Annotated in this window: 17 protein-coding genes; 5 read left to right on the forward strand and 12 right to left on the reverse strand. The window is 55.0% G+C overall.

Going from position 1 to position 16,194, the window contains the following annotated elements:
* Window positions 1–57: 57 nt before the first annotated feature.
* The 4 genes from AC2FLB_RS10165 to AC2FLB_RS10180 all read right to left on the reverse strand — a co-directional run bounded on the left by AC2FLB_RS10165 (window position 58) and on the right by AC2FLB_RS10180 (window position 4,646).
* Complete coding sequence (locus tag AC2FLB_RS10165) at window positions 58–696, reverse strand: acyl-homoserine-lactone synthase (RefSeq protein ID WP_496691780.1); 639 nt, start codon at window positions 694–696, stop codon at window positions 58–60.
* Window positions 697–775: 79 nt separating this feature from the next.
* Entirely contained in the window at window positions 776–1,495 is a 720-nt protein-coding gene (locus AC2FLB_RS10170; protein ID WP_496691781.1) for a helix-turn-helix transcriptional regulator, read from the reverse strand.
* A gap of 363 nt (window positions 1,496–1,858) precedes the next feature.
* Window positions 1,859–3,145 (reverse strand): crotonyl-CoA carboxylase/reductase, encoded by a 1,287-nt coding sequence (ccrA, locus tag AC2FLB_RS10175; protein WP_142635517.1) that lies wholly within the window; start codon window positions 3,143–3,145, stop codon window positions 1,859–1,861.
* 115 nt (window positions 3,146–3,260) lie between these two features.
* The gene (locus tag AC2FLB_RS10180; protein ID WP_496691782.1) at window positions 3,261–4,646 is read right to left on the reverse strand and encodes a 1-acyl-sn-glycerol-3-phosphate acyltransferase; all 1,386 of its coding nucleotides are present in this window, start codon (window positions 4,644–4,646) and stop codon (window positions 3,261–3,263) included.
* Window positions 4,647–4,775: 129 nt separating this feature from the next.
* Here AC2FLB_RS10180 and AC2FLB_RS10185 point away from each other — a divergent pair, with 129 nt between their 5' ends.
* The 3 genes from AC2FLB_RS10185 to deoD all read left to right on the forward strand — a co-directional run bounded on the left by AC2FLB_RS10185 (window position 4,776) and on the right by deoD (window position 7,929).
* A complete protein-coding gene (locus tag AC2FLB_RS10185) occupies window positions 4,776–6,758 on the forward strand; it encodes a protein meaA (protein ID WP_496709258.1) in 1,983 nt (660 codons plus the stop codon).
* Window positions 6,759–6,883: 125 nt separating this feature from the next.
* Window positions 6,884–7,201, forward strand: a complete 318-nt coding sequence (locus tag AC2FLB_RS10190; protein WP_496709191.1) for an H-NS histone family protein — start codon at window positions 6,884–6,886, stop codon at window positions 7,199–7,201.
* A gap of 17 nt (window positions 7,202–7,218) precedes the next feature.
* Entirely contained in the window at window positions 7,219–7,929 is a 711-nt protein-coding gene (gene deoD, locus AC2FLB_RS10195) for a purine-nucleoside phosphorylase (RefSeq protein ID WP_496691783.1), read from the forward strand.
* Between the two features lie 287 nt (window positions 7,930–8,216).
* Here deoD and AC2FLB_RS10200 read toward each other — a convergent pair whose 3' ends face one another.
* Window positions 8,217–8,357 carry a hypothetical protein gene (locus AC2FLB_RS10200; protein ID WP_496691784.1) on the reverse strand — a complete coding sequence of 47 codons (141 nt, stop codon included), beginning with the start codon at window positions 8,355–8,357 and terminating at the stop codon, window positions 8,217–8,219.
* A 136-nt stretch (window positions 8,358–8,493) separates the two neighbouring features.
* A complete protein-coding gene (locus AC2FLB_RS10205; RefSeq protein WP_496693580.1) occupies window positions 8,494–9,273 on the reverse strand; it encodes a succinate dehydrogenase iron-sulfur subunit in 780 nt (259 codons plus the stop codon).
* A 158-nt stretch (window positions 9,274–9,431) separates the two neighbouring features.
* On the opposite strand from AC2FLB_RS10205, the gene AC2FLB_RS10210 reads away from it, so the two are divergent.
* Together AC2FLB_RS10210 and AC2FLB_RS10215 are read left to right on the forward strand one after the other, a co-directional pair.
* On the forward strand, window positions 9,432–10,499 hold the full coding sequence (locus AC2FLB_RS10210; protein ID WP_496709192.1) for a glycosyltransferase family 4 protein: 1,068 nt from the start codon (window positions 9,432–9,434) through the stop codon (window positions 10,497–10,499).
* Window positions 10,492–11,358, forward strand: a complete 867-nt coding sequence (locus AC2FLB_RS10215; RefSeq protein ID WP_496709193.1) for an FkbM family methyltransferase — start codon at window positions 10,492–10,494, stop codon at window positions 11,356–11,358. The genes AC2FLB_RS10210 and AC2FLB_RS10215 overlap by 8 nt, the downstream gene beginning before the upstream one ends.
* A gap of 78 nt (window positions 11,359–11,436) precedes the next feature.
* Here the strand turns inward: AC2FLB_RS10215 and sdhA are convergent, their stop codons facing one another.
* The 6 genes from sdhA to AC2FLB_RS10245 all read right to left on the reverse strand — a co-directional run bounded on the left by sdhA (window position 11,437) and on the right by AC2FLB_RS10245 (window position 16,184).
* Complete coding sequence (gene sdhA, locus AC2FLB_RS10220) at window positions 11,437–13,245, reverse strand: succinate dehydrogenase flavoprotein subunit (RefSeq protein WP_496709194.1); 1,809 nt, start codon at window positions 13,243–13,245, stop codon at window positions 11,437–11,439.
* A 25-nt stretch (window positions 13,246–13,270) separates the two neighbouring features.
* Window positions 13,271–13,642, reverse strand: coding sequence for a succinate dehydrogenase, hydrophobic membrane anchor protein (locus tag AC2FLB_RS10225; protein ID WP_496700894.1), 372 nt, complete (start codon window positions 13,640–13,642; stop codon window positions 13,271–13,273).
* Window positions 13,643–13,653: 11 nt separating this feature from the next.
* Window positions 13,654–14,037, reverse strand: a complete 384-nt coding sequence (sdhC, locus tag AC2FLB_RS10230) for a succinate dehydrogenase, cytochrome b556 subunit (protein ID WP_142635496.1) — start codon at window positions 14,035–14,037, stop codon at window positions 13,654–13,656.
* Between the two features lie 199 nt (window positions 14,038–14,236).
* Window positions 14,237–14,899, reverse strand: a complete 663-nt coding sequence (locus AC2FLB_RS10235) for a DUF1194 domain-containing protein (RefSeq protein ID WP_496700896.1) — start codon at window positions 14,897–14,899, stop codon at window positions 14,237–14,239.
* A gap of 50 nt (window positions 14,900–14,949) precedes the next feature.
* The gene (locus AC2FLB_RS10240; RefSeq protein ID WP_496709195.1) at window positions 14,950–15,978 is read right to left on the reverse strand and encodes a MaoC family dehydratase; all 1,029 of its coding nucleotides are present in this window, start codon (window positions 15,976–15,978) and stop codon (window positions 14,950–14,952) included.
* On the reverse strand, window positions 15,978–16,184 hold the full coding sequence (locus tag AC2FLB_RS10245) for a DUF1737 domain-containing protein (RefSeq protein WP_142635490.1): 207 nt from the start codon (window positions 16,182–16,184) through the stop codon (window positions 15,978–15,980). Before AC2FLB_RS10245 ends, AC2FLB_RS10240 begins: the two co-directional genes overlap by 1 nt.
* Between the last annotated feature and the right edge of the window lie 10 nt (window positions 16,185–16,194).

Here is a 16,194-nt window from a genome sequence, read left to right on the forward strand (position 1 = left end):
CGACCCTACAGGGCCACGCCAGCTATCGCCAGATACGGAATTGGCTTTCACACCCCGTCAGGCGGACATGGCAAACCGGTGTTGCCGGGCGGTGCCAAACGCGGTTCTGAACCACATCCTGGACAGCTCACGCGGGATGCCCGCCCGTTCAGCCACGCGATAGCAATCTTGGGCCGAATAGGGCCACAGCCCGACGGAAATCTTGTCACGACCCGTCCCCTCGGACCCCAAAACGACCGGAGACGATCCGATCAGCCGGTAAATCCGAATCATCCGCGCATCAAAGACGCCCGCAATATGGGTCAGCCCGAAGCCTTCCATGATTTCGCCCCCGCTCAGCATGATGGCACCAGCGGTATGGGCGCTGGCCGTTCGGGACAGGCAAAACCGTGTCACCTCCCAGATCAGCGGGCTGTGGACGGGCTTACCCCCTGTCAGGTGCCCGAACACTTCATTCACCATGACAGGTCCTGTCGTCGGCAAAACCCGCATCGACCCCCCATGGCTGCCATCCTCTTCTTCCCAGATGACATAGAGCGGATTCAGATCATCATATTGATCCCGCTCTTCCCCATTTTCATCAACGTGGACATCCCAGCCCAGCCGGGTTTTGAACTGATCGGCGCGATCCCGGAACATCCCCTCGGCCAGATTCGGAAATTTATGTAGTTCGTCCGCAAACAAATAGCGCAACATGACTTTTCCCCTCGTCTTGTGCAAGAACGAAGGGAGTACAAAGTCGTGGTTAATTTCCCGTTTTTAGAGCGTGCGCTTGTTAAACCACTATTAATCCACGGCTGAGTGCTGTTGCGATGGCATGGGTTGTGTTTTGCGCCCCAAGCTTGGCACGCGCACTTTCAATATAGACACGCAGCGTATGTTCCGAGATTGACAATGAGTGCGCGACTTGTGCCCGGCTGTATCCAAGCGCCAGCAAGGTCATGGCATCCGTCTCACGAGGCGACAGGCCCCGGGTCGTATCCGGCTGCCTGTCGGTTTCGAACTCCAGAGCCTTTCGGTTAAAGTAATGCGCGATCAAAATCAGCTCGCGGCCATGGGCCTCGATGAAGGACTTCCATTTCTCATCATCACATGAGTGATTCACTGTGAATAAGGCAAACTGGCCGTTCGGCCCCCGGATGGGGATCGAATAACCCTGATTGCCAACTCCATGTTCAAGGGCATCTTGCAAAAAGGCTTTCGCCACTTTTCCAGACCAGTCCAGCAATTTCCAGTCAACCGGGTGGAACCGTTGGAAACACCCCAGGATCACCGGATCTATGCGGTGATAATTCCGCTCACGATATCGCTCGGCCCAAGCGTCCGGGTAAGTTGTATAGCCGTATTGATCCCCGGCACCATCAACCCAATGATAGATAAGATGTTCAACCTGCAGCCGGTCGCGCAATCGAACGGCTACATCGCCCAACTCGTCAAGCGTGTTGGTGCTTTCCAAGTCCTCTAGGACCTGACTCATGTCGAGTTGTGTTCCCATTCGCGGGCGCCTGTGCCTTATCCTGCATGGACGCAATCTCGGCCGCTGCGATCAACTTGGTATCATCAAGCTGCTCGGCAAGTGCGGTCAAACCGTTTTCAACAGCGAAGGCGTTGAGGTCCGACAAAACGTCCAGTATCCACTCATTATGCGCCATCTAAAGTCTCTCCGAAACGGTTAACGAAGGGTTAACACAAACATAACATGTGAGGTGCTTTTAAGCCTATTCACTGGTTTCTACTCCCCAAAACTAGCGGGTCACGATTTCGCAACCCACTGTAATTATTGCCTAATACCTAGAAATAGGTACACCCGCGCTCGCTCGATGCGATTCGCGGGTGCTAATATTCTTTTTTTGGGGGCTCAGCCTTTTGCGTCTAGAACCTCTTCAAGCGTGCGCAAGCCCGTCTGCGGCGCCTGAACCAGAACCGACATGTTGCCTGGTTTATGCTCATTCCGCATCATCTTCATATGCGCGTCTGGCAATTCACCCCAGGCGAACACTTCGGACATGCAGGGATCCAGACGGCGTTCGACCATCAGTTGGTTCGCGGCAGCAGCCTGCTTGAGATGCGCAAAATGCGAACCTTGCAGGCGTTTCTGATGCATCCACATATAGCGAACGTCGAAAGTCAGGTTATAGCCGGTGGTACCGGCGCAGATCACAACCATACCACCTTTTTTCACGACAAAGGTCGACACCGGAAATGTGCTTTCGCCGGGATGTTCAAACACCATGTCGACATTTTTGCCTTTCCCGGTGATTTCCCAGATCGCCTTGCCGAATTTGCGCGCCTCTTTGAACCAGTCCGCATATTCCGGTGTGTTTACTGTGGGCAACTGACCCCAGCAGTTAAAGTCTTTGCGATTCAGCACGCCCTTGGCGCCCAGCCCCATAACAAAGTCACGCTTGCTTTCGTCCGAGATCACGCCGATTGCGTTGGCGCCTGCGGTATTGATCAGCTGGATCGCATAAGAGCCCAGGCCGCCCGAGGCACCCCAGACCAGAACGTTCTGGCCCGGCTTCAGATCATGCGGCTCGTGCCCGAACAGCATCCGATACGCGGTCGCCAGCGTCAGAGTATAGCAAGCGCTTTCTTCCCAGGTCAGGTGCTTGGGGCGCGGCATCAACTGCTGGGCTTGAACGTTGGTGAACTGTGCAAAAGACCCATCCGGCGTTTCATAACCCCAGATCCGCTGGCTGTCCGAATACATCGGATCGCCACCATTACAATGTTCGTCGTCGCCATCGTCCTGGTTGCAGTGAATGACAACCTCGTCGCCCACTTTCCAGCGCGTTACTTTCGAACCCACGGCCCATACGATCCCTGAAGCGTCAGAACCGGCGATATGATACGGGGCTTTGTGGCCGTCAAAGGGCGAGATCGGCTTGCCCAGGGATGCCCAGACGCCGTTATAGTTAACGCCCGCCGCCATCACCAGAACCAACACCTCGTGGCTGTCCAGCTCTGGTACGTCCACGACTTCCTGGACCATCGCAGTATCCGGTTCCCCGTGGCGTTCCTTACGGATTGCCCATGCATACATTTTCTTAGGCACAAACCCCATCGGAGGGATTTCACCCATTTCATAGAGGTCTTTTTCCGGCGCGTCGTAAGTTGCGATACCGCTGTCGGTGTCCAGAGCCATGTTGGCCTCCCTATTTCTCATTCCTGTTTGCCGCGATGCAGAAGCGCTTGCGTTGGATGATGAGATATTGGCCTGAAGGAAATAATGCAATAGATTTTGCATCATTTTTGTAATTTTATGACCCAGCACCTGCAGAAACTTCTTTCGCTGCCGCAGCATCAGGCCAGCCGTCGCCAATCGGGGCTGAGGCTGCATAGTAATCGAGCAGATCAACCCTTTGCCCGGATTGAGATATTTTCCCACCTTCTCGTTTCAGAATTTTGCGTTCGACCAGCTGATCCAAGGCAGCTGAAACCGCAGACTCATCCTGATCACCCAAAGTTCCGTCACGTTGCAAAAACCCGGTGATCAAGCTTTTAAGCTCGTCTTCGGGCATTTCTCCTTTGGTGCGAACCAGCCAGCACGCTGCCGGAACAGGCGCCTGCGGAATCGCTTCTTTGATCCGTTGCATGAGTTCGCGCGCGAGATCAGTCATCACATCGTCATGGGCGGTGCGAAATTCCTTCAATGAGATAGGGTGACCATATCGCACCCCAGCAAATCCAAACCGCTGGTAGCGACCGGTCAGACGCCTACCTATCTGTTTCAATATCCACCCAGTTATGACCCCGATCCGGGCACGAAATTGCCTTTGATTGCCAAGTGCGGCCTTGGTCAGGATCGTATCTTCAAGAACCCGGTCATAGTTTAGCGCAACGGGAACAAACACCACATCCGCCCCATCCACCCTGGCACCATCGATTATGTATTTCAAAAGCCCCAGCTTGGGGCGTGCCATGGCCCCCGTCAGGCTCAGCCCGCCTTCAGGGAACATGGCCTGTGTAACACCGGCATCGGTGGCATGCCGGACATAGCAGGCCAATACCTGACGATAGAGTTCGCTGCCGGATTTGCGGCGAATAAAATAGGCCCCCATCGCACGAATCAACCGACTGAGCGGCCAAACACGCGCCCATTCGCCAACAGCATAAGACAAAGCCGATTGCTGGGCCGCCAGATAGGTGACCAGCACATAATCCATGTTGCTGCGGTGGTTCATCACAAAAACAACTGTCGCATTTGGATCAATATCTTTCAGGGCATCTTCATCCTGATAACTAAGCCGTACATCATAAAAGGCGTTGCTCAGAATCCGCGCCAACCGGATGGCGATACTGAAATAGGCAACGGCGGAAAAAGAAGGCACGATCTCGCGCGCATACCGCTGGGCCTGTTCAAAGGCGACCGCTTCGGGGATGCCTTCTTCACGTGCGTGCTGCTGCACGGCCTGCCCTACCTGAGGATCATAGATCAGACGTTGAATCATATCGTGGCGTCGGGCCAGCTTGAACGGCTGTATCGGGCGCTGCAGGCGCGTGTTCAGGCGTTTGACCGCGCGCTCCAACCTACGGCGAAAAAACCACCGCACAGACGGAAACAGAAAATGCGAGGCCAGTGTGACCGCGGCAAATACCAGGATCAACAAAAACAGCCAAAGCGGAAGTTCCACGGTCTGTGTCATAAATGCACCCTGCCACCAATCGCTGCATCCCACAATCGGCACAACCGGAAATGCCGCGACGCAGCGAATTGACATGTCCCGAAAATTGCGCTTTAGAACCCATGAACGTAATTTTCTTGCCCACCCGCAATACGAGGCCCAGTTATGACGCAGACGCAGAAAGATCGCCCCTGGCTCATCCGAACCTATGCCGGTCATTCCACCGCCAAAGCGTCCAACGCGCTGTATCGCGGGAATCTGGCCAAGGGTCAGACGGGTCTGTCAGTGGCCTTCGATCTGCCGACGCAAACCGGCTATGACAGCGATCACACGCTGGCACGCGGCGAGGTTGGTAAAGTGGGTGTACCGATCGGCCATCTGGGCGACATGCGGGTTTTGTTCGACCAGATCCCGTTGGAACAGATGAACACGTCGATGACGATAAACGCCACGGCTCCTTGGTTGCTAGCGCTCTATATAGCGGTTGCCGAGGAACAGGGCGCGGACGTGTCGAAACTGCAGGGCACGGTTCAGAACGATCTGATCAAGGAATACCTGAGCCGCGGCACCTATGTGTGCCCGCCGAAACCGTCGCTGAAGATGATCGCGGATGTGGCCGAGTATTGCTATTCCAATGTGCCGAAATGGAACCCGATGAATGTGTGTTCCTATCACCTGCAAGAGGCCGGCGCGACGCCGGAACAAGAGCTGGCCTATGCGCTGGCCACAGCCATCGCCGTCTTGGATGAGCTGCGCCCGCGCGTCCCAGCCGAGGATTTCCCAGCATTGTGCGGACGGATTTCGTTCTTTGTGAATGCCGGCATCCGCTTTGTCACCGAAATGTGCAAAATGCGCGCCTTTGTGGATCTTTGGGATGAAATCCTGCAACAACGTTATGACGTTGAAAACCCGAAATTCCGCCGCTTCCGCTATGGTGTGCAGGTGAACTCACTGGGCCTAACCGAGCAGCAGCCGGAAAACAACGTCTACCGTATCCTGATCGAAATGCTGGCGGTGACCTTGTCGAAAAAGGCCCGTGCCCGCGCGGTACAACTGCCAGCATGGAACGAGGCCCTTGGCCTGCCCCGCCCGTGGGATCAGCAGTGGTCGATGCGGATGCAACAGATTCTGGCCTATGAAACCGACCTGCTGGAATATGGCGATCTGTTCGACGGCAACCCGGCCGTAGACGCCAAAGTCGAAGAATTGAAAGAGGGCGCGCGGGCCGAACTGGCGAACCTGGATTCGATGGGGGGTGCTGTCGCTTCGATCGAATACATGAAGTCCCGTTTGGTCGATTCCAACGCAGAGCGCCTCAACCGGATCGAGCGCAACGAGACCATTGTGGTCGGCGTGAACAAATGGACCGAGGGCGAGCCCTCACCCCTGGAAACCGAAGACGGCGGCATCATGGTCGTTGATCCGGCAGTGGAGCAGGAACAGATCAACCGCCTGAACGAATGGCGCACCGAACGGGATGGCGCGGCAGTTGCAGCAGCGCTGGCCGCTTTGCGTGAGGCCGCACAATCCGGTGCGAATGTAATGGAGCCGTCAATCGTCGCCGCCAAGGCTGGCGTCACCACCGGCGAATGGGCCGAAGAGATGCGCAAAGTCTATGGCACATATCGCGGCCCAACCGGTGTTTCCGGCTCGGTCTCAAACAAAACCGAAGGGCTGGAGGACTTGCGCTCGGCCGTTGACGCGGTCAGCGACAAGCTGGGGCGTCGCCTGAAGTTCCTGGTCGGCAAGCCCGGCCTGGACGGTCATTCAAACGGCGCCGAACAGATCGCCTTCCGCGCCCGCGATTGCGGCATGGACATCAGCTATGACGGCATCCGTCTGACACCCGAGGAAATTGTGGCCGCCGCAATCGAGGACAAAGCCCATGTGATCGGCCTGTCGATTCTGTCCGGCAGTCACATACCGTTGGTTCAGGACGTTCTGAACCGTCTGCGCGAGGCGGGCCTGAACGATGTTCCTGTTGTTGTCGGTGGCATTATCCCTGATGACGATGCTGAAAAGCTCAAAGCGATGGGTGTGGCCAAAATCTACACACCAAAAAACTTCGAGTTGAATGCAATCATGGGCGACATAGTTTCCTTGGTTGATCCGCAAAACCTGGCCGCTGAATAACCGCCGATTTGCCACCCATTTTCCCCGTATCTATCGCCTTCGCAAAAGGGATAGATAATGGATGCTTTTAGAACTACGGTGACTCTTCGGGGACATTGTAATTCGGTAACATCAGGGGAATGTAAATGGGAATGAATCTCGAAAAGATGACGCGCAATGAACTGTTGGAATTGCGTGCCAATGTAGATGTGGCGCTGAAAGCAGCCGAAAGACGTGATAGGAAAGAGGCTTTGAAAGCCGCTCAGAAAGCCGCAGCGGAATTTGGGTTTTCCCTTTCCGAACTTTCTGATGGGCCCTCGAAATCTCTTAAGATATCGAAAACAAAAGCAAAATACCGAAATCCATCCAACCACGATCAAACCTGGTCGGGACGCGGTCGCAAGCCGCATTGGGTACACGAAGCTTTGAAAGCCGGAGCGGATATTTCGGATATGGAAATCTGAATGGAATTGATAACGAAATGACGATTCATATAGGCGCCGAAAAAGGCGAAATCGCTGAAACAGTTCTTTTACCCGGTGATCCTTACCGGGCAAAATGGGCGGCAGAAACTTTTCTGGATAACGCCAAACTGGTGAATGACGTGCGTGGCATGTTGGGCTTCACCGGAACTTGGAAAGGTAATCCGGTCACGATTCAAGGCAGCGGTATGGGAATGCCCTCGCTGTCAATTTACGTGAATGAATTGATCCGCGATTTTGGCGCCAGAACTTTGATCCGTATAGGGTCATGTGGCGGGATGCAGGACAGTGTGAACATTCGTGATGTCATTTTGGCGATGACTTCGACCACGCTCAGCACTCCGTCTCGGGGGATCATGAAAGAGCTCAACTTTGCACCTTGCGCGGATTGGAGCCTGTTGCAGGCCGCCTTTCAGGCTGCGGCAAACAAAGGAACACCAACTCATGTTGGCGGGATTTATTCCTCGGATGTATTCTACGATGAACGTCCCGATCTGAACGAACAGATGGTGCGTCACGGCATTCTGGGCGTCGAAATGGAAGCCGCCGAACTTTACATCCTGGCCGCGCGCCACAAGTGCCGGGCCCTTGCCGTGCTGACCGTTTCCGACCACTTGCTGACAGGAGAAGCTCTGCCATCGTCCGAACGTGAAAGCAGCTTTGGCGACATGGTTGAGATCGCACTTCAGGCGGCGTTTCCAAAAGCTTAGCAAACGGGTTGGGGCAGGGTCGACCCTGTCCCGCATCGGCTATCTACCGGTCGATCCCTTTAAACACTGCTTGGGGCTTTCCGCCCCATCGGTCTGAGCACCGCAAAACGAACAGACCCATTGCCCTTCTTTTCGGTGCTGGCGCCAGCGGCATTCACGCGTCAGTGACGAAGTGCGGGCGCGCCACAGAAAATAGGCGAATACGGCGGCAGCAAGAAGCAGAAGAATAACAGGCATTCTCCTGCTTTGCTGATCAGTCGGTTGTTTTCAAGCCCTGCAATCGCAGGTCAGGCAGCATTTGCGTATTCGAACAGCTCTGGCATCCGCTCTGAAGTGGGGATTACCGTTTCTGGCGTATAATAGGCCCATGCCAGTTCCAGCAATTCCAGGGCTTCGGCGGCATCAGCGGAGTTGGTTTTGGTTCTCATCGGAGTGATCCCATTGTGACATAATCACTCCTCCCTGAGCCAAACATAGGACAGGCTGCAGGCGTTCACACCACATATTCTTGCAAATGGGAATTGCACCTGCCGCAACACAGCAGACACATGGATCAAGTCCGCCTCACACCGTGCGTTCGACCATCAACTTTTTGATCTCGGCGATTGCCTTTGCAGGGTTCAGACCCTTCGGGCAGGTTTTGGCGCAGTTCATGATCGTGTGGCAACGATACAGCTTGAACGGATCTTCCAACTCATCCAGGCGCTCACCCGTTGCCTCATCTCGGCTGTCAATAATCCAACGATATGCATGCAGCAGAGCCGCCGGGCCAAGATAGCGGTCGCCATTCCACCAATAACTTGGGCACGAGGTCGAGCAGCTGGCACACATCACACATTCATAAAGACCATCCAGCTTTTTGCGGTCTTCAATGGATTGCTTCCACTCTTTCGCAGGCCGGTTGGTCTTGGTTTCTAGCCAGGGCATGATGCTTGCGTGCTGGGCATAGAAATGGGTCAGGTCCGGAATCAGGTCCTTGACCACAGGCATATGGGGCAAAGGATAGATTTTCACATCGCCCTTGATCTCATCCATGCCATAGATACAGGCCAGCGTGTTGATCCCGTCGATATTCATCGCACAGGACCCACAAATGCCCTCGCGGCAAGACCGGCGGAAGGTCAAGGTTGGGTCGATCTCATTCTTGATCTTGATCAGCGCATCCAAAATCATCGGACCGCAGCTGTCCATATCGACGAAATAGGTATCCACCCGGGGATTTTGACCGTCGTCAGGATTCCAGCGATAGATCTGGAACTTGCGCACATTCGTCGCGCCCTCTGGCTTGGGCCATGTCTTTCCGGTGGTAATCCGAGAATTTTTTGGCAGGGTGAGTTGTACCATTTCCGACCTCGCTAAATTCCCGTGTATAGATACACGCTGCAAGTGCGAAAGCCAACCATTTAGCCTTGAAAACAGTCAATAAAGATGGGTGATTTCACCTTTACATTGAGCTTATGTGCATGGAGTCTGCACCCGAGAAAGCAAAAGCTGAGTGCCGTATGCAGACACGAGTATTGAATATTCCCTATGGCACCAAAAACCCCTATCAAAACATGATGTACAGCGCATGCGAGCCAGAGTTTTCTCTAGCTGCAATGAAACAGCTGAACTTTGCAGAGATTGCGAAACCAGAATTTCAGACCGAACACGGAATCCTGCATATCCAATGGGATGACAGGCTGTTTCCGATCATGGATGGTGAAGATCCCGCGAACAACGCTCTGTTTCAAGATGCCGTGTCGGGACTTGAGCTGTATAAATCAAACGGTGGTCGCGTCATCTGGACCATTCACAATCGCGCCGCGCATTCAGCGCGTGAGGGCAACGATGGATTTCACGCGGCGCGACGCAAGTTGGCAGAGCTGGTCGATATGATCCATGTCCATACCCCAAATGCGCGACAACATATGATCGCCCAATATGACGCGGAGCCGAATAAGATTTGCCTGATCCCTCACCCAAGCTATCTAGGCGTTTATGAAAGCGCTGAAATCACGCTTGCGCGCCTGATGCAACCACGCGATCAGACCCATTTTTTGACCTTTGGCGCGATGCGCGGAAACCGCGAGTTGGACCGGCTTCATTTCGCCATCCGGAAGCTAACCAACAGGGGTTTCGACTTTCATATGTCAGTGGTCGGCCGAGTCTTTCGGCCCAGTCGGCGATTGGTACGACGGCTGGACGCCATTTCAAACGTAACCGTGATAGGCGAACGCGTAGAAGATGAGGCTATTCCGAGTGTTTTTTCCCAAGCTCACGCCTATGTTTTGCCATCTACACAAACCTTCACCTCTGGAACCGCAATGCTTGCCATGACCTTCGGCTTGCCAGTTGTCGCCCCGGACATTGAACCCCACCGGCAGACAACCCCGGAAACCTGTCACGATCTATTATATCCGGCACAAAACCCTCGAGGACTGATCCGCATGATGATGAAGGTGATGGAAATGTCCGATTCAGAACTCGCTGAAAAACGTAGGGCGTGCTTCGAATTCGCTCAGGAACGCGCGCCAGAGCGGATCAGCCGCAAGTTGGCCGAAGCGCTTACGGTTCTAAGAAATGGATAATCTTTTCAGCGCCCGCATTTCTGCTTTGTACGATCTTCTGGATTTGACCAGTATTGTACGCATTGCCGATATTGGCGCCAATCCAATGCGCCATGACGCCCCTTACCGAGACCTACTAAAGAACAAATTTTGCAATGTCGTCGGTTTCGAACCTCAGGAAAATACGATGAAAGAGGTCGTCCGCAATAAAGGTGAAAATGAAGAGTATTTCAACTTTGCAGTCGGAGACGGCAAACCGGCCTTGTTGAATATCTACAAGGGCTCGGGTTTGACATCCTTGCTGAAAATAAGGGAAAAAACACTTTTTTACCTGCGCGGCCTACGCAAAGCTGCAAGGCAAATTGGCAGTATGGAGATGCAAACCCAGCGGCTGGATGATATCGCAGGTTTGGGTCCAGTGGATTTTCTGAAAATTGACATTCAGGGCGCCGAACTTTCGGTGTTTACCTCGGCGGAAAACACGCTGAAAAATGTCGCCGCCATACAGACCGAAGTATCGTTTTTTCCATTGTACGAGAATCAGCCAGGTTTTGGCGAGGTTGACACATTTCTCAGAAAATTGGGGTTTTTGCCCCATAGTTTTGCGCATATCGAGAACAGGCTGGTCATATCGAAATGGTCAGGAGTTCTTTCGGACTTTGAATCGACACAAATGCTGGACGGGGACATTATCTATCTCAGAGACTTGTCTGATCCTGCAGAGCTGAACAGCCAGATGCTAAAGCGACTGGCAATTCTAACCGAAGGTGTTTTTGGGTTCACAGATGTCAGCCTGAAAATTCTCGATATATTGGCACAGCGTCAGGAAATCTCTGAAGCCGATGTGAATGAGTACATTGAAACATTCATCTCGCCATAGCCGATTGGCTAAGTACAGATATTACTTACCCATAGAATTTGAGCAGTCCGGTGGTTGGTCGCGGACTGCCCAATCACATCAGAAAGTCCGCGCCTTGGGCGCGATTTTCTTCAGGCTGATTCCGCCTTCTGCTTCGGTGCTCAGCGGATCGACGATCACCGGGCGATAGCTGAGGTTCACCTTATTACCGTCTACGCGGGACACCGTGTGAACGCGCCAGTTTTTGTCGTCGCGTTCGCTGAAATCCTCATGCGCATGGGCACCACGGCTTTCCTTGCGCGCTTCGGCACCGACGATGGTGGCCAGCGCACTTGGCATCAGGTTGGTCAGTTCCAGCGTTTCCATCAGATCGCTGTTCCAGACCAGCGAGCGGTCGGTGACTTTCAGGTCGTCCATTTTGGCGGCAATCGCCGTCATCTTTTCAACGCCTTCGGCCATGGTTTTGGCGGTGCGGAATACGGCCGCGTCAGCCTGCATGGTCTTTTGCATCTCAAGCCGCAGATCGGCGGTCGGGATCGCTCCGCTGGCGTTACGGACGTCGTCAAAACGATCAAAGGCTTTGTCGACCGACCCCTGGTTCAGAACCGGGTTGGCGCTATCGGCATCCACAACCTTGCCGGCCCGGATCGCCGCCGCGCGGCCAAAGACCACCAGATCGATCAGCGAGTTTGAGCCCAGACGGTTCGCCCCATGGACCGAGGCGCAGCCAGCCTCACCCACAGCCATCAGGCCCGGGACCACGGCCGTGGGGTCCTTGGCGGTGGGGTTCAGAACCTCACCCCAATAGTTGGTCGGGATACCGCCCATGTTGTAATGCACGGTTGGCAGAACCGGGATCGGCTCTTTGGTCACATCCACACCGGCAAAGATCTTGGCGCTTTCGGAAATACCGGGCAGACGTTCGGCCAATGCCTCGGCAGGCAAGTGGCTGAGGTTCAGGTGAATGTGGTCGCCCTCTGCACCCACACCACGTCCTTCGCGGATTTCCATGGTCATCGAGCGCGAGACATAGTCGCGCGGTGCCAGGTCTTTGTACTGAGGCGCATAGCGCTCCATGAACCGTTCGCCTTCGGAATTGGTCAGGTACCCGCCCTCACCCCGCGCACCTTCGGTGATCAGACAGCCCGAGCCGTAGATGCCGGTCGGGTGAAATTGAACGAACTCCATATCCTGCAGCGCCAGACCCGCGCGGGCCACCATACCGCCGCCGTCACCGGTACAGGTATGGGCCGAAGTGGCGCTGAAATACGCCCGGCCATAGCCGCCGGTCGCCAGCACCACCATCTTGGCGTTGAACACATGCATGGTGCCATCGTCCAGCTTCCAGCAGACAACGCCCTGACATTGCCCGTCCTCGGACATGATCAGGTCGATGGCGAAATACTCGATGTAGAACTCAGCGTTGTTTTTCAGCGACTGACCATAGAGCGTGTGCAAGATCGCGTGGCCGGTCCGGTCAGCAGCGGCACAGGTCCGCTGTACCGCAGGGCCTTCGCCGAATTCCGTTGTGTGGCCACCAAAGGGACGCTGATAAATCTTGCCTTCCTCGGTCCGGCTGAAGGGCACACCGTAATGCTCTAGCTCATAGACCGCCTTGGGTGCCTCACGTGCGAGGTATTCCATCGCGTCGGTGTCGCCCAGCCAGTCCGAGCCCTTGACCGTGTCGTACATATGCCACTGCCAGTGGTCAGGACCCATATTCGACAGCGACGCCGCGATGCCGCCCTGTGCGGCAACCGTGTGCGAGCGGGTCGGGAACACCTTGGTCACGCATGCCGTACGCAGACCCTGTTCCGCCATACCCAGCGTTGCGCGAAGACCTGCACCACCTGCGCCTACGACAACGACGTCGTATTCGTGGGTTTCGTATTCATATGCTGCTGTCATTGTTCTTATTCCTTACCGCGCATCATCACAGGGCGAGTTTCACCAGGGCAAACAGCCCTGCAACCATCAGCGTGTAGCCAAACGCCCACATCGCAACCAGCGTCACTTTCTCGGCGACACCATGGATATAGTCTTCGATGGCCTCCTGCGCTTCGTACATCAGCTGCAACAGGGCAACGATCAGTGTCAGCGCGCATATGATCGCCGGGAAGGGGCGACTGAAATAAGCCAGAACCTCTTCGTAGGTTCCGCCCAGACCGGCACCAAATGTGAAGATGAAGAGAGGAATCAGAACGGTCAGGATCATGGCCCGGACCATTGTGTTCCAATGTGTTTGGGTTCCGGATTTGCCCGCTCCCAGACCCTCGGCGCGTTTACGGTCAGTCAGGTATCGCATCGAACGTCTCCTTAAACCACAAGAACGGTGATGATGGTCAGGATCGTGGCACCAACGAACATGCCCCATCCCAGCTTTTCAGAGAGATCGACATCCAGGCAGTAGCCGAAATCCCAAAAGACATGACGCAACCGGCCCAATGTGTGGTACCACAGGCCCCAGGCCGCTCCGGTCATGACAAGATCACCGAACCAGCTGCGCAGAAACCCGTCTATGCCTGCAAAGGCCGCCTCAGAGGTTGCCGCCGCCAACAGCCACCACACCACAAGTGCTGCGATTGCGAACACGGCCAATCCAGTCATCCGAACCATGATCGACGACAGAGACGTCATCTGTGGGCGGTAGATGCGGATATGCGGTGAGAGCGGGCGGTTGCCCCGATTTACATCGCTCATGGCGGCTCCTTTTCGGTTGGCTTCCGAAGGTTTTACTGGTTTTTGCGACACTGTCACGTGCTGCAGCTGCAAAAAAGCTCAGAATTCGCGCAAAATGACAGATTAAGCGATAAAGTGATCACACAAAATATTCTTGTGATCACAAATCAAATAAGACGAAACAGATGTTAGCGCCTGCAGCTCCGAATCCCTGCCACACTTATTTCAGACCGGCCGTTTGCTGGGTCACTTCCCGCAACAGTTTCTTTCGGATGCGGGCCGGATAATCCTCGAACCCGGCCGCCGAAACGACAAACGCTCCCTCACCTACAATGACGTTCTCAAAGAAATAGGCCGTCAAGTCGGGTTCGCTTTCCTCGATGGCGATGGCATTTACCGTGACACCTTTCCCACGCAACACATCGTGAATCTCGGACGGTTCAACCCCTTCGTTGGAAACCCCATCACCCGAGATATCAATCAGGTGCCGTTTGCATTCGGTTACCTCGCTGAAACTGGACATTGTGGTCTCAAGCGCCTCACCGATTGCAGTCGAAAAATTGCGCCAGACTCTGGCATCTGCGGCCACCTGGTTGGCGAAACTATCTATGGCTTCAAAGCTATCCATATGTGTCCAGGGGATCGTCACCTTCTGACGAGAGGCTCCGGTCCATTGGACCAGCATCAACCGCGCATTCCCGCGCACCAGCGCCTCGGAGACGATGGGGTCACGCAATCCAGCGGCCAGGCCGTCCATTTGTATGCGGTATTCGTTCGAATCCACCGATCCCGAGACATCAACGGCCAGAGCCAAAGCAAGATCACACGCCTCGGCGGTCGGGGCCAGAAAGAAACAGGCGACGAAAGAGCGAAGCAGAGACATGGTCGCAGCCTAGCACGAATATTGCAGGCTGCGTTCAAATGAATGTGGGGTCAGACTGGCATCAAAGCCCAGTAGTCGAGGTCCAACAGAACATTGGGCAGATATCGGCCATCGTCATTTTTCAACTCGAACAGCTCTCCGCCCTTCGTGGCAACCAGCCGCAACCGGACCGCCCCAACGCCGGGGATGCCGGTTTCGGCTTTGTCCAGCACCTCTGACCAGGCCTTAATGGTATCGCCTGAGAAGCAAGGGTTGGCATGGGCGCCACCGTTCAACCCGACGATCATCTGCGCATTTGCCAATCCATTGAACGACAGGGTCCGCGCCATCGAGATCACGTGCCCGCCATAGATAAGACGGCCTTCGGGACGGAAGGTCAGATCGAAATGAACCTTGGCGGTGTTCTGCCAAAGCCGCGTGGCCAGCATATGCTCGGCTTCTTCCACGGTGACGCCGTCCACATGATCAATCTTTTCACCAATCGCGTAATCGCCCCACCGATGCGCCTCACCGGCCTGAACAAATTCATAGGAGGAAAAGTTCAGCCCTTGTGGCACTACCAGATCCTGTGGCTCCAGCACCTGTTTCAACTCGGGCACCACCGTGTCCGGGGCGGGCGCGTCAGGGTTCGATTTGCGCACCATCACCCAGCGGACATACTCAATAACCACCTCATCGCGCTGGTTCAGGCCACGGGTTCGCACCCACACCACACCGGTTTTTCCGTTCGAGTTCTGCTTGACCCCAATCACTTCGGATTCCGACCGCAGCGTATCGCCGGGATAAACCGGCTTCAGCCAACGCCCCTCAGCATAGCCCAGATTAGCCACAGCATTCAGCGATACATCAGGGACAGTCTTGCCAAACACCACGTGAAACGCCGCCAGATCATCGATCGGGCTTTGCGGCAGGCCACAATTCCGGGCGAACTCATCCGAGGAATACAGAGCATGACGCGCCGGATAGAGCGCATGATACAACGCCCGTTCGCCATCGGTCACGGTGCGAGGCACCGCGTGGTGCAGCACTTGCCCTACAGAATAATCCTCGAAGAAACGGCCCGGATTGGTTTTTGCCATTATTGCTGTCCCAGTTTCATTTCAGGGGAATAGTCGGTCGCAACCTCTTTGGTCACGGCCTGCGCACAACGCATCACGTTGTTTGCAGTGTCAAAGGCATAGGACGGGTCGCCATACAGCTCCCACCCTTTTGCCAGCGCGTCCGACACTTTGTGACAGAAGGCTGCGGTGTCTTCCTCGGTCAGCAGACGATAGAGTGTTGCCATGTTGTCAAAC

It is taken from the genome of Ruegeria sp. CDSA236, from assembly GCF_059611285.1.